This window comes from Candidatus Bathyarchaeota archaeon (assembly GCA_026014465.1).
Classification (GTDB): Archaea; Thermoproteota; Bathyarchaeia; order Bathyarchaeales; family Bathycorpusculaceae; genus JADGNF01.
In genome coordinates this window covers 443,653-457,636 of sequence record JAOZID010000010.1, presented here as the reverse complement: position 1 = coordinate 457,636, position 13,984 = coordinate 443,653, and the positions used below count along the sequence as shown (strand labels likewise).

The following is a 13,984-nucleotide window of genomic DNA, read 5'->3' as shown; positions in this document are numbered from 1 at the left end:
TGAGAAAACGATGGTTGGCATCTTCGAGGTAGCGTTACCCATAGCTACGTTGCTTATTTTTGCACTTTTGACAATCCCAATTTTCAAGCTTATCCGTAGAACCAGCAAAGTTACTGCTTTGACTCTTGTCTGGTTTGCTATAGTTTTTGTGGCAACCTCTGCAACAGTTGCAAACCTCGCTACGCAGTATTACGCCCTGCCCCTTGAGCAGTCCATAGTCAACATAACTTTGTCAAACACGCAAGACCCGCAAATAGCCGCAGTATCAAGCGCCTTCATGGTAGACGCAATATCCCTCTACCTCGTAATCATCTTCGTAGCCGTAACCGCCGTAATTTTGCTCTACAGCATATTCCACGTCAACCCCAAAGAAAGCCCCTCAGAACGATACTTCGCCATCATGCTCATGCTAACCGCAGCCCTAATCGGCGCCGTATGCGCAGGCGACCTCCTCACACTGTTCATATTCTGGGAAGCCGCCGCGGCAGGCTCAAGCTTCTTGATGCTGTACCGCAAAAACCGTACGTCGCTTAACTCCACCCTCAAATATATCGTCATGATTGTTATCGCGTCTGCATTCATCGTTTTTGGTTTATCCCTTGTTTATGGCATCACGGGAACTTTGAATTTCTGGGCTGTACGCGAAGCCCTAACCGTGTTGGCTGACAAGAGCCTTCTCATTTTAGCTTTCATATTCATAGCTGCAGGCTACGCCATAGAAGCCGCAATCGTACCGTTCCATTTCTGGCTACCTGACGCATATGCCGCAGCCCCATCCTCTTCTTCCGCTTTTCTCTCCGCCATAATCGACCAAGGCAGCTACTACGTGCTCATACGCGTCCTCATCTACATCTTAACCCCTGACCTTGGAATCCTCAACTGGACATTCATGCTCGGCATCATGGCAGCCTTCACCATGATCGTAGGCAACATGTTCGCGCTCATACAAAACAACGTCAAAGTCTTAATTGGAAACATCTGCGTCGCCGACGTCGGCTACAACCTAGTAGCCATCACCAGCGTAACCGCGCTAGGCATCACGGGCAACCTGTACTTCTTCCTAATCGGAGGCATAACCACCGCCGTCTCGTTCATGGCAGTAGGCATCATCAACCGTTACGGCTTTAGAACCCTAGAGGACTTCTCAGGGCTAGGCAGAAAAATGCCCCTCACCGCGTTGGCTTTAACCATAGCCGCGTTGTCCTTTGCGGGTGTTCCTCCGCTGGGCGGTTTTATTGCAAAGTTTCTCGTGTTCACTGCAGCTATACAAGCTGACATGACCTGGCTAGCCATCATCGGAGTCTTGATGAGCGTTGTCCAAACCGCCTACCTGCTACGCCTCATAAACTACATGTACGCCAAAAAACCCAAAGACGAAACACGCATAAAAGAACCCAAACGCCTACTCATCCCAGTCTTCATACTAATCGGAGCAATCATCGTACTGGGACTCTACCCACAAATAGTACTCGACTTCATCCAACCAGTAACCGAGCAACTCCGATTGCTCATCCCCACATTTGTCTAAACCAAAATCCCCCTTCATTCTTCTTTGTTATCTAACCAAAGCCCTGCCTGCTGTGCAGCATAGCAGAAGTTTTTGAAAAATCCGTCGTTTAAGTGGCTTGCATAATCTTTGCAGGCGCAGCTAGGGCCCATTTGGTCTTGAAATAGTTGCTGGCTAGTTTTATTATGAAGGGGTTATTTGCGTAGAGCCAGGTCATTTTGTCTATGCTGTTTTCGGCTGAAGTTGAGAACATGAGCCGTTTTTTGTCAAAAAGCATCATTTCAATTGGTGTGGGGTTTGTGGGGGTGGTGGTGTTTATGAATTTTATTTCTGCCATGGGTGTTACGTCTTCGTATTTTTCTACGTTGTCTTGCTCTTGTTTTTCTACAAGTATTCGCAGTTTGACTTCTCTTCTTGTCATGACCTTGGAGATGTTGTAGAAAAACTTTGTTAAATCCAAGAATTTCTTTAAAGGAATTGTAAGGTCTATGCTTTGGTGAACGTCCTTGTATTCTTGAGAAATCCTTGAGTACATGGCTTTTCCAGTTGGTATCATAAATATTTGGGGTTCATCGGGGTTTTGGCTGCTTACGTCGGGGCATCGTTTGCATGCATCCTCAATTTTCTGCTGCAACTCTGAGTTTTCTTGTTCTTTTTGCTGCATCAAAACAGCATACGCCTTCTTAAGCGGAATAGCCCTAAACGTTTTAGGCGACGTTATGACTACTTCTGCAATTCCTTTCTTGTAGAGTTTTGGCAGTATTTGATAGATGAATTCCCGTGTTACTCCAGAGTTTCTTGACAGAGCTTTTGCAGTGGCTTTTCCCATTTCAGAAAGTGTAAGGTAAACCCTTGCTTCATTGAGAGTAAGTCCAAGCTGCATTAAAAGTTCAATGTGGTCTGGGGCTTGTGACATTTTTTCCTCTCCCGATTATTGGAACTTGCTAAAAGATTCTTAATTAAGCTTTTCCTGATGTTTTTTGCGTTATGCTTGAATGGTTTTACAACATCATATACATTGTAAGTAACTGTGTATTTTACAAATAATTAAAAACGTAATTCAGACAGTTTTTCTTCCATAAAACAGGAGAGAGAAATTTGAAAATATCAATAATGAAATCTCTATGTCCTCTCTGTCTAATGCTGCTTCTAACAATGCCCATCGTCTTCACTGCTCTACCCACAGCCACCGCACACGACCCCCCAATTGACATCCCAACTTTCGCGTACATCGAAGTATTCCCAAACCCAACAGGCGTTAACCAACCCGTAAACATCTTTGCATGGCTAGACAAAGTCCCACCGACCGCAAGCGGCGAATACGGCGACCAATGGGAAAACCTCAAAGTCACCGTAACCAAACCCGACGGAACAACTGAGGAACTAGGAACCTTTGGTTCTGACCCCGTAGGTACCATCTTTTTAGGGTACACACCAACACAAACGGGAACCTACACTTTCAAACTTGAATTCCCTGGACAAGTGCTAGAAGGCAAGAACCCGCCTCCTGAAGGGTGGGGTAGCATCTCCATGTTTGGTGGTGCCTCCTACATAGGTGACTACTTCGAGCCAAGCTCCAGCGAAGCCTCAATTGTAGTGCAGACAGAGCAAATTCCAACCGACAACACCGTTCCGATGCCCACTGGCTACTGGGAGCGCCCAATAAGCGACTCCATAGTCGGATGGTCCTCAATTGCAGGTAACTGGCTAGGAAACGGACAAGGAAACCCCTATACCAAAGCCCCCGAAAGCGCACACATCGTCTGGACTAACCCATAACCTTTGGTGGTGTCGCAGACGGCAAATTCGGCAACGATGCCTACTACACTGGCTTGTCCTATGAAAGCTACTGGTCGCCCCCAATAATCATCAGCGGCGTACTCTACTACAACACTCCAAACCCGCCCATGTACGGCTTCCACGCAGTTGACCTACGCACGGGCGAGGAAATCTGGTACCAGAACAGCACTGGCTCAATGCAAATCGCAGGCGGCTTCCTAAACCAGCAATACCCACAACTATCATTTGGGCAACTGCTTAACTACAACTCGCCAAACCAGCACGGCGTCCTACCCTACCTGTGGTCAACCTACACTGAAAATGGCCAAACCCTGTGGGCAATGTTTGACGCTTTCACTGGCAACTGGATATGCACCCTTGAAGGTGTACCCTCAGGCGGCGCAATGTTTGGCGCTTCAAACCAGTACATCGACTCCGCAGGGAGCATACTCCTATACAACGTTGACATGCAAACAAACACCATTGCAGTCTGGAACTCCACTGCGTGCATCTTGGATTCGTTCCCCTCTAACTCGCCCTTAGCCAACAACGGCTACTGGATGTGGCGACCCACCCTTGGCGGAACAATAGATGCCTCCTCTGGCTTGACAACCAATGTCTCTTTGACCAGTTCTTCGCCTTTGCCTCCTATGGCTTCTAACGTCGGCATTGACTCTGAATCTCAAGTGATGGTTTTCGCCAGCGGCATGGGCATGCTTGGTATGGCAACTTACCCCACACCTGCATCGTATACTACGTTTGGCATAAGCATCAAGCCTCAAACCCTTGGGCAAGTCATGTGGGTACAAGAGAACCCTTGGCCTGAAGGCAACTTGACCCTAAGCGTGGACGCTGTCGGCGAAGGCTACTTCGCAGTATTTGCCAAAGAAACCTGCCAATGGTACTGCTACAGCACCACCACCGGCGAAAAACTCTGGGGACCATCCGCCTCTGAAACCGACCTGCACATGTACGGCGTAACCGCCCAGTTCTACAACGGCAAACTGTACTCTGGAGACAGCATCGGAGAAGGCGGAACAGTCTACTGCTACAACGCACAAACAGGCAACCTCGACTGGAGCACCAAAACAGAATCCATGGGCAACACAGGCTACTGGCCAAACACCCCTGTATCTGTTGGTGTAGCTGCAGACGGCAAACTCTACTGCTACGGCTCTGAACACTCCCCCGGACCCTCACTAGAACCAGGATTCAAAATGCGTTGCCTAACAGCAGATGGCGGTGATGAACTCTGGAAGATATCCTTCTGGGCTAACGGCGGCATGGGCGGAAGCTTTGCTCTTGCTGACGGCTACCTAGTCGGGCTAAACGCGTACGACAACCAAATCTACTGCTTTGGCAAAGGACAAACAAAAACAACCGTTGACGCACCTGACACTGCAGTTCCCCTTGGCGGCTCCGTAGTCATAAGCGGCACCGTAACCGACCTGTCCCCCGGAGCTGAAGGCATGCCTGCCATATCCGACGACGACATGACCGCGTGGATGGAATACGTCTACATGCAAAAACCGCTCTCAGGATCAGTAAACGGTGTCCCCGTGCACTTAACAGCTGTTGACTCAAGCGGCAGCTCCCACGAAATCGGCACCGCCCAAAGCGACTCCAACGGCTTCTACAGCATCATGTGGCAGCCACCCACAGAAGACAAATACACAATCATCGCAAACTTTGACGGCTCCAAATCATACTTTGGCTCATGCGCTGAAGCCGCAGTAGGCGTATGCTCAACCTCAGCCACACCCGCAATCTCCGCATCCCCCACAACCGCCCCACCACCAAGCGACAACGCCTCCACAATGACCATCTACATAGCCATAGCAGCCATAGCAATCATCATCATAGTCGCAGTAGCCGCAGTCATCCTACGACGCAGATAAAACCCTCCTCCTTTCCCTTCTTTCTTTTTTCTTTTAAGCAAACCCAAGTACGTCATGTTCAACCCGTAGCTAACGCTGAACCAGCCCTTGCAGATTTTGTAGTGACAAAAAGATTTTGTGTCTGGTGGGAGGGGGAAGTGGCGCCGAGAAAGGGATTCGAACCCCTGCGGACCTGAAGGTCCACGGGCTCTCAAGGCCCGCGCGTTAACCACTCTGCCATCTCGGCTCTTTGTTGGTTTCATCTTCTCTTGTTCACTGTGTCTTTAAAATCTTTAGGGTTGGTGGGGAAAAATTATTTAAAGTCTTGGTGAGCCTCCATATGGGAGCGTCAAGGCGTTATCTATGATGAATGGTAAACTTTCAATTGCAAAGTTCGGCGGCAGCTTGCTTGATATTGAAGGCAAGGGCATCCCTAAAATTGTTAAACGTATTAAGGAGCGTAAGGCTTTGGATGGTGTTGGTCCTGTGGTGGTTTTTTCGGCTCCCACAGGCTGCACTGACGAGTTAATAAACATCGGTGAATCCTGCGCCCAAAACAAACAGTCCTCTGTGGATGCTATCTTTCAGGTTTACAACAATTTAGTTAAACGTTACGTGAACGCTGATCTGCTTGAATCCGCACAAGAAGAACTCGAGTACTACAGAACCCAAACCCAAAAAGCTCTACGCATAGTGAACAAACGCTTCGCTGGTAGCGTAAGAGCCAAAGTTTTAACCTACGGCGGCGAATTAGCCACAGCCTCTTTCATGTGCTACATCCTAAAAAGCCACGGCGTAGACGCAACTTGTGTTTCCCCGCATCACTGGCCCATAGTTACCGACGACATGTTTGAAGACGCCATACCCAGCTTAGAGCTTAGCAGAAAACGCCTCAACCTGCTAACCGAGCCCCTAAAACAAGGCAAAGTCGTCGTCATGGGCGGCTTTTTCGGTGTCACCTCTGACGGATTAGAAACCATTTTGGGCAGAGGCGGCTCTGACTTGACCGCAGTTTTTGTTTCCTGCCTTCTCAACGAATGCTACGAAACCACAACAAGACTCTACAAAGACGTCCCCGTCCAAAGCGCCGACCCCAAAGTCGTCCGCGGACAAAAAACCAGCCACATCGCCTCCATGACCTACAACGAAGCCCACAAAGCCTCACTAATGGGCATGAAAATCGTACACGGCCCCGCCATAGCACTAGCACGCAGCTTCTCTGTGCCGCTACTCGTGGTGCCCATTGACGAACCAGCCATGTACTCCTCCATCCAAACCCAAAGCCAAGGCGACGAAGTCGTAAAATGCCTAACAGGCAAATCAGGATGCGCCATACTTTCCATGCGCGACGACAAAAGCCGCTCTCTCGAAGACTCCCTGCGCATCTGGGAACACCGCAACGACTTCATGGACCTAGGCGCCGAAACCCTAGAAACAGGCGAACGCATCCGAGACTTCCTATTCCTCGATTCCGGTTACCTACAGAAAAACGAAGACCGCCTAAAAGGCTTCGACGAACACCTCAAAATCGACTACGGACTAGGCATCGTAACCCTCATAGGCGACAAAATGAAAAACAGCCCCGGCGTAGCCTCCACCGCCATCAGCTCAATCCAAGGCATAAACATCAAACGCGGCATATTCGCCCCCCACACCAGCCAAATCATCATAGTCGTCGAAGACAAAAACGTCAAAAAAACCGTCGCAGCCATCCACAAAAAAATGGCCGAACTCAACAAACACCCCGCCTAAATTTCTAATTATTGCTATTTGAAAACCTGTTCTTTTTTCATTCTGTTTTTGAGGACTATATTGGTAATCATGCGTAATTGCTTTTTTTAACTCCTCTCTTTGCTGTCTGCGATACATGGCTATTGTTTTGGTTACCACCCGTGTTAATTTGCTTGATTGCGTTTGTTTAAGCCTGTACCTTAATTTCTTCCAAGATTTTTTTGCCTATTTCTAAAAGTTCGGTTATTTCGTTCCATGCTTTTTGATTTTCGTCATTTTGTTTGGCACTTACTTGACATTTCTTCCAAAAGTCTTCGAATTCTTCCTTGCTAAACTTGATAGTTGAAGGAGTAACCTCTGGTGTATATCCTGCAATTGTTTCATGTGGGTATTCGGCTTTTAGATATTCGTCTATCGTTTGTTTTTTAAAGAGTGCCCACGCAATTTTGCTTCTCTTGTTTTCTATATTTCCGCTCACGTCTTTTGTTTTTATGTATAGTTCTAAGATGTTATTGTTGCTGTCTTCTGGAAATGCTTCCTTTTTTCTAGGAAATCTTTCTATCAGTTGGTTGCGAATAATCTTTATTGCTATCTTATATGCTTGCCAATCCAAAACTGGTTGGAGCTTCACGACTCTTTCATAGAATTCGTCAATTCTGTTTGTTAAAGTCGGATTAAGCTGGTCGTACAAGTATCTATCATGCAGTTTTATTTGCGGTTGTTTACTCACCGATGTGCTCTTGAACTTTTGTAGTCTTTCGCATATTTCTGTTATTTCTGCGTATAATGGCTCAATAACCTTTTTGACTATGTCTCGTCGTCTTGTATAACTACTTTGAAATGCCCTCAGAACACTTTCATGACCCATGGGTTTCGTTTGATAATTCAAACGCTGGTAGTAAATACTGTTGTACATGTGTGGGGGATTGTTGCTTTTAGGGACCTCAATAACGAAAATGCCTTCTTTTCGTTTGGTTTTATTTTCTATTCTCTTTATTCTTGTATTCTCGTCCCACGGTTGAACTCTAGACAATAGAAGGTTTTCTATTCTTTCCTTTTCTGCTGTGCACCATTTAATTTCAGCCGGGCGGTTATGCACTTTTTCCCTTTTTTCCGAAACGCCATAGACTATTATCCCGCCATCTGTATTGAGGAAACTAGACAGTATTCTAGCGATATTGTCACAATCGGCACCGAACTCCTCCTCTTGGTTTGGTTGTTTGTATTCAAGATTTTGGGACTCTTCAATTCCATTGTTGATTAAAAACTGAATATCTTTCAACTGAACCTCATTAACCTCTTTTCCAAACCGCAGATTACTTGGTGACTTCATAACGTAACAATATTTGATTCAACTTTTCAATTTTAGGGTCGTTTACCAATATTATTAGAGTTGAAAACTATTTGGGTCTCCAAAAGAATGTGACTCCCCTCGTTTGGTTTGGCTATTATTGTGGTTTTGGGTGGAAGAGCTTTTTAGTTTTCAGTGTCTATTAGTTTGGGTATCTAAAATTTCGGGTTGATGTGAAAATCTTTGAATGTTGAGCGGGGTAGGAAGCCTAAGCTGGTTGTTTTCGATGTTGAGGGTGTGTTGGTTCCTAAGAATCGCCTGTTTTTTGATGTAGGCAAAAGCTTGGGTGTGCTTGCTTTGTTTAAGATTTTGGTTTATGGTTTTTTGTATGAGGTTGGGGCGTTGCGTTTGAGGCGGGCGTTGCGTGGGGTTTATGGTGTTGCTCGTGGGGTGAGGGTGGAGTTTTTGTTGGAGGTTTTGGATAAGATGCCGTTTTTGCCTAGTGCGGTGGAGGTTTTTTGTGCTTTGAAATCTGAGGGCTGCAAGACTGCGCTGGTTAGTTCAGGCGTGCCTACGCGTTTGGTTGAGCATATTGCGTCTATAGTTGGGGCAGATTACGCTGTGGGTGTGGAAATCGGCGTTAAAGACGGCGCTTTGACAGGCGAGATTTGGGGTGATGTTACCGAGCAAAACGGCAAGGTTTTGGTTCTAAAGGAGCTTGTGGAGGCTGAGAACCTGCGTTTAGAAGACTGCGTAGTAGTAGCTGACGACCGCAACAACGCCAGCATATACCTAAAAGACATCCAAAAAATCGGCTACAACCCCGACTTCATGATACGCTACAAAGCAGACGTAGTCGTAACAGGCAAACTAACCAAAATCTTGCCCATAATACACGGCGAAACCAAAACCAAACCCTTCCCCTCCCACAAAGACCTGCTACGCGAATCCATCCACATGTCAGGCTTCCTCGTACCCATAGTTGCCATGCTAATTGGCGTACCCCTAATGACCGCCATAACCCTTACCATGATTTGCGTCTACGCTATCTCAGAGTTCCTAAGGCTACGCGGCACAAACATGCCCCTCATCTCAACCATAACCCGCCACGCCGCCTCCAACACCGAACTTTGCGAATTCGCCCTAGCCCCCATATACTTCGCCGTTGGCATCATGCTCACTCTCCTGATTTTCCCCGCACCCACAAGCAGCGCAGCCATAGCTATGTTCGCCCTAGGAGACAGCACCGCCTCACTCTTTGGCGGAACCCTATCCAAAAAACCCATGCCCTTCAACCGAACAAAAACCCTAGAAGGCACCCTAGCAGGTTTCTTCTTTGCTTTTTTGGCTGGAACCGTTTTTGTGTCTCCTTGGATTGCTTTAGTTGGCGCAGTTACTGCGATGGCTATTGAATACTTGCCTTTGCCTGTGAATGATAACCTTTTGATTCCGTTGGGGACTGGGTTGCTGCTTGTTTTTCTTGTGTAGCTACATTGATTTTTGTTTGCTTTGCGTTTTTTGTGTATTATTTTATGTTTGATTCGTTCAGCGCGGTGGTTTGATTGTGGATAAAAAGTTAAAAAATTCGCGCTTCAAATGCGTGAAAGAATTTGGGTGAGATTTTTTAGTTTTTAGGTCATTTTAGCTTTTGATATGTGCTTTTTGCTTGATATTATGTGTGTTTTGGGTGCTTTTGGTTGCAGTATAGTATAATCTTAGTTTTTATTGTATATCCGTACGTGTATACAAGTGATATACAGAAAGGAGAATAAAGGCACATTGAATAGAGAACTACTAATTTCGCGAAACCAAACTGGCAAACACAGACTACACAGCAAGAAATTCCTTATGCTTTCTGCTCTTTCCCTGCTTCTTCTCATGGGCTTTGCTAGCATTGTAAACGCAGCTGATCCCTTTGAACCTACCTACGGCACCGCAACAGTAGATGGCAACATCGGCGAGTGGGACTTGACCCAAGATTACTTTGCAGACATGTACCGCGCATTCAAAGATAGCAAACCCGTTGAAGCAAAAGCCTACCTACGCTACGACATGAACACACATACCATGTATGTTCTAGTTCTGACTGAACCAGGCGTTCCTGGTCTACTCTCTGAATCTGACGCATGGGCAGCAATCAACGCAACTGGCAACAAAGTTTTCTTCGGTGACTCTGGAAATGACGGCGTTCCCCCCGACTTCGCTTGGGTTGGAATAGGTTATGACGGCGATTCATCACACGTTCAAGGATACGAAGCATCATTTATCCTAGAACCTGGAACACACACAATGAAAATGCACATAGAAGTCTACGATGACGGTGAAGCTCAAACATCAGGTCTAGTAAAAGCTGGACTCGACCTATTTGTCGTCCCTGAAACCCCAATAGCTACCACCATAGTTGCTGTGATGCTTGCTGGCGTGGTTTTCGCTGCATACAAGAAATACCACTAAATCATTTCAAAAATAACTTCAAAAATTACTCCCTACCCTTTTTTTGTTGTAGGATCAGATTTGCTTTTTGCTCGTGGCTTAGTTTTTTGATGGCTTTTTCGCGTTTCATAGCTTGGCTGCGGGTGGGGAACTGTTCGGTGTATGCGATTTCTTTGGGTTTGTGCATTTTGGTGTAGCGAGCTCCAGTGCCGTTTGCGTGCTGGGCGGCGCGGTTGACAACGTTTTTGGTGTACCCCGTGTAGAAGCTGCCGTCTTCACAAAGCAAAATGTAAACATAGTAACTCATGCTTGTGTGTTCTCCACAGTGTTATTTGCAGTAGTGGTCGATTTTTTCGGTTTCCTGCAGTGATTTTTGGGTTTGCAGTTGCTCCACGACGGGTTCTTCTTCTAATGCGAATCGGGCGGCTTTGTGCAGGACTCGGCGTGTGTAAGCTTCGGGGTCCATGGGTATGACTTGGGTGTGGTCTACGTCGATGACGTAAATTTCGTGTATGCGCGCGTTGCATATGCCCTCGTAGGTGACGGGGGGTTTTTGGTAGTAATAGTCGCATAGGTTTTTGATGCGTTCGACTTCTGCGGCGGCTCTTTTTTTAGGCGGCAACGTCAACGTACGCGGCAACGGCAAAATGTAGTGGGGTGGGACGCCTATGGCGAATTTTCCTGAGAAGCTGCTGTAGCGTATGATTTTGCTGGCTAACCGCGTGTACGTGTAGGTTAGGGGGTCCATGGCGTGTTCAGGGGGGATGTAGCCTGTTTCGATTTCTATGATAAAGTTGCCTAAGCCTTTGATGGCGTGCAGGTCGCAGGTTAGGATGTCGTTTAGGGCGTATTCGACTTGGACGTCGTAGCCTTTTTGGATAAGGTATTTTGCGCAGACGAGCTCCATTACGGAGTGGTTGATTTTCACAATGTTTTCTTTGTGCATTTCGATGAGGTCATCTTTTAGTTTGCAAAGTTTCTGAGCATGCAGGGTCTCCATGTCCAGCGACAACCGCGAAACAAGCGCTTTAATATCCCTCTCAAACTTAACCCTGCCCTTACTCATCCCAAATCAACACCAACAAATTAGGCCTCTATACCCTATTGTGAATACCAGTTAAAAACCTTCAAGATTATATAAATAAAACATCTGCACACTACCCTGACTCATCAGATTCTCCACAGCGCCCAGAGTTATATACACACCATCATTTCTTGTCCGCACGCTTAAGCAACATGGATTAATTTAATTTTTCTTGTCAAAAACCCTGAGAGGTCAATTGCAGATGTAATTTTTCTGTGACGCTACGCTTATATTATATAGACTACGTATTTTATATACCCAGGTTGAGAAGCAAGCTGGAATGTGCCAACAAAGAACAGTAGGCGCATTAACTATCTGCACTCTGCAAACCTTACCAGATAACCTCAAATAAGGCACGCAAAAAGACAGTTAGTTAACAATTGACTGAGCAATGTTAGCCGTTCAGGCTTAGACCCAACCTGGAACTTCTTCTTTCTCAAACACCAAAATTTTGGTCGTTATTCCTTATTTTTAGTCTTGTTGGATATGTTTTATTTTTGTAGTTATTAGCAAGTTTATTTGTGCCCTCTGTGGGTCAACAGTAAACAGCTTTGTATGCTGCATTAGTTTTCTATTTTGTTCTCACCGATTGACACACCCCTAATGGCTTTCTGCTTCATACCTGAGAGTGTGACCATAACAATAGTTTTTCTTTACCTTTCTTATGGCGTTTTGGACATATGTTTCTCCTTCAATCCTTTTCATGGAGCAACTACATTGCTACTGAAAGTAAATTCCTTTGATCCCTCTGAATGCTTTAACTCCGTTATGCTCAAAATGGGAACAATTGGGGTCAAATTCAACATCTTGTTCCTTCAGGTCCATCGCCTTCGACGGCAACATGGAACTCCAGCCACTTGAAAACAAAAGCAGCTTCCCTAAAGAAAATAATAAATTAGCCCACGCGGTAACCGACTGTTAAGGTGCCAGATTGTCCATCAAAAATGGGCCAAATTTTCACGCATGCCACATGGCAACAACAGATTCCGTTAAACAGCACAAATTAAGAAAGCTCATAGCCTGGTTAGCAGACAAAGAAGGCAAAGACAAAGACTTCATTTCACTCTACATACCTCCAGAGGCAACAATAGACAAGATAATCGCAACCATAAAAAAAGAAAACACCTCTATCGATGAGAAATCGGAGCGAATCGAAGGTCAGCTCCAAAAAAACCTCAAAAAACTAATCCAACGTCTAAAACAAGAAAAAGAAATTCCCGCGAATGGCCTTGTAGTATTCGCCGGAACTTTTCCCACAAACAACCCTGTCTTGACCTTTGAGGAAATTGTTCCACCCGAACCCCTTGCTATGTATCTATGCGTGGTTGATAATCATTTCCAGCTTGAACCACTTAGGGCAATGCTCCGAGACCAAAAAGTCGTGGGGCTTATCGCGTTGGATGCAAAAGAAGCCTGCTTTGGTATACTCATCGGAGAACATTTTAAACTACTAAAGACCATAACATCAGGAATTCCGGGCAAGTCGGGAAAAGGCGGGCAAAGCCAAAGGCGTTACGAAAGAGAACGCAACATGGAGCTCACAAACTTTTTCCACAGAATCGCGGAACACGCAACAAAACTGTTTCTGGAGAATTACAAAGTCACGGTGTTGCTGATTGGGGGACCTGGATTAACCAAAACCGATTTTCTGAAGGGAACTTACCTGCACTATGAGTTGAAGAACATGCTTTTAGACACAGTTGATACACAATCTGCAGGTCCAGACGGTGTAAAAGAAATGCTGCGCAAATCATTCGACGTACTTAAAGGCATGTGCGCCCCTGAAGAGAAACGAACCGTGCAACGCCTTATGGAAGAACTGGCAAAACAATATGGGTTGGTCACGTATGGGCTGGATTCGGTGTTGGAAGCACTTAGGGAAGGCCAAGCTGAAGTTGCCATAGTAACCGACAACACGGGCATGATTGAAAACGTTGTATTGTGTAAACGATGCGGATTATCAAAGGCTAAGATTCTAGACAAGAGAAATGCACCAGCTATTAGCGAAATGATATTAAGTCCATGTGAACGGTGCGGTGCCGTTGATTACGCAGTGGAGGAGAAAGACATCGTTGACGTTTTGGAGGATGCCGCAACACAGACAGACGCCATAGTTGAAGTGATATCTACCATGTCAGAAGAAAAATCAAAGCTCGCCTCTTTGGGAGGATTCGCAGCTTTCCTAAGATACAGACATGGATGAAAACAAAACGAGAATTTCAAGCAAAAACAAATTGACTGGCTAACAGAAAACATACGACCCTGGAGCAAAAACCCCAAAG

Annotated in this window: 11 protein-coding genes and 1 tRNA gene; 7 read left to right on the top strand and 5 right to left on the bottom strand. The window is 46.0% G+C overall.

What is annotated here, in order from left to right:
- Positions 1 to 10: 10 nt before the first annotated feature.
- Positions 11 to 1,528, top strand: a complete 1,518-nt coding sequence (locus tag NWF04_04475) for an NADH-quinone oxidoreductase subunit N (GenBank protein ID MCW4005836.1) — start codon at positions 11 to 13, stop codon at positions 1,526 to 1,528.
- 88 nt (positions 1,529 to 1,616) lie between these two features.
- Here the strand turns inward: NWF04_04475 and NWF04_04470 are convergent, their stop codons facing one another.
- The gene (locus tag NWF04_04470; protein MCW4005835.1) at positions 1,617 to 2,423 is read right to left on the bottom strand and encodes a hypothetical protein; all 807 of its coding nucleotides are present in this window, start codon (positions 2,421 to 2,423) and stop codon (positions 1,617 to 1,619) included.
- Positions 2,424 to 2,647: 224 nt separating this feature from the next.
- Here NWF04_04470 and NWF04_04465 point away from each other — a divergent pair, with 224 nt between their 5' ends.
- Both NWF04_04465 and NWF04_04460 read left to right on the top strand, forming a co-directional pair.
- Positions 2,648 to 3,286, top strand: coding sequence for a hypothetical protein (locus NWF04_04465; GenBank protein ID MCW4005834.1), 639 nt, complete (start codon positions 2,648 to 2,650; stop codon positions 3,284 to 3,286).
- A gap of 53 nt (positions 3,287 to 3,339) precedes the next feature.
- Positions 3,340 to 5,184, top strand: coding sequence for a PQQ-binding-like beta-propeller repeat protein (locus tag NWF04_04460; GenBank protein ID MCW4005833.1), 1,845 nt, complete (start codon positions 3,340 to 3,342; stop codon positions 5,182 to 5,184).
- Positions 5,185 to 5,322: 138 nt separating this feature from the next.
- On the opposite strand, the gene NWF04_04455 is transcribed toward NWF04_04460, so the two are convergent.
- A tRNA-Ser gene (locus tag NWF04_04455) sits at positions 5,323 to 5,410 on the bottom strand.
- Positions 5,411 to 5,526: 116 nt separating this feature from the next.
- Here NWF04_04455 and NWF04_04450 point away from each other — a divergent pair.
- Complete coding sequence (locus NWF04_04450) at positions 5,527 to 6,915, top strand: hypothetical protein (GenBank protein MCW4005832.1); 1,389 nt, start codon at positions 5,527 to 5,529, stop codon at positions 6,913 to 6,915.
- A gap of 166 nt (positions 6,916 to 7,081) precedes the next feature.
- Here NWF04_04450 and NWF04_04445 read toward each other — a convergent pair whose 3' ends face one another.
- Entirely contained in the window at positions 7,082 to 8,176 is a 1,095-nt protein-coding gene (locus NWF04_04445; GenBank protein MCW4005831.1) for an ATP-binding protein, read from the bottom strand.
- Between the two features lie 252 nt (positions 8,177 to 8,428).
- Between NWF04_04445 and NWF04_04440 the strand changes: the two genes are divergently transcribed.
- Both NWF04_04440 and NWF04_04435 read left to right on the top strand, forming a co-directional pair.
- Positions 8,429 to 9,673 (top strand): HAD-IB family phosphatase, encoded by a 1,245-nt coding sequence (locus tag NWF04_04440; GenBank protein MCW4005830.1) that lies wholly within the window; start codon positions 8,429 to 8,431, stop codon positions 9,671 to 9,673.
- A gap of 291 nt (positions 9,674 to 9,964) precedes the next feature.
- Positions 9,965 to 10,639 carry a hypothetical protein gene (locus NWF04_04435; protein MCW4005829.1) on the top strand — a complete coding sequence of 225 codons (675 nt, stop codon included), beginning with the start codon at positions 9,965 to 9,967 and terminating at the stop codon, positions 10,637 to 10,639.
- Positions 10,640 to 10,664: 25 nt separating this feature from the next.
- Here the strand turns inward: NWF04_04435 and NWF04_04430 are convergent, their stop codons facing one another.
- Positions 10,665 to 10,925, bottom strand: coding sequence for a GIY-YIG nuclease family protein (locus NWF04_04430; GenBank protein ID MCW4005828.1), 261 nt, complete (start codon positions 10,923 to 10,925; stop codon positions 10,665 to 10,667).
- A 21-nt stretch (positions 10,926 to 10,946) separates the two neighbouring features.
- Positions 10,947 to 11,684 (bottom strand): hypothetical protein, encoded by a 738-nt coding sequence (locus tag NWF04_04425; protein ID MCW4005827.1) that lies wholly within the window; start codon positions 11,682 to 11,684, stop codon positions 10,947 to 10,949.
- Positions 11,685 to 12,672: 988 nt separating this feature from the next.
- On the opposite strand from NWF04_04425, the gene prf1 reads away from it, so the two are divergent.
- Positions 12,673 to 13,905 (top strand): peptide chain release factor aRF-1, encoded by a 1,233-nt coding sequence (prf1, locus tag NWF04_04420; GenBank protein ID MCW4005826.1) that lies wholly within the window; start codon positions 12,673 to 12,675, stop codon positions 13,903 to 13,905.
- The last annotated feature ends 79 nt before the right edge of the window (positions 13,906 to 13,984 follow it).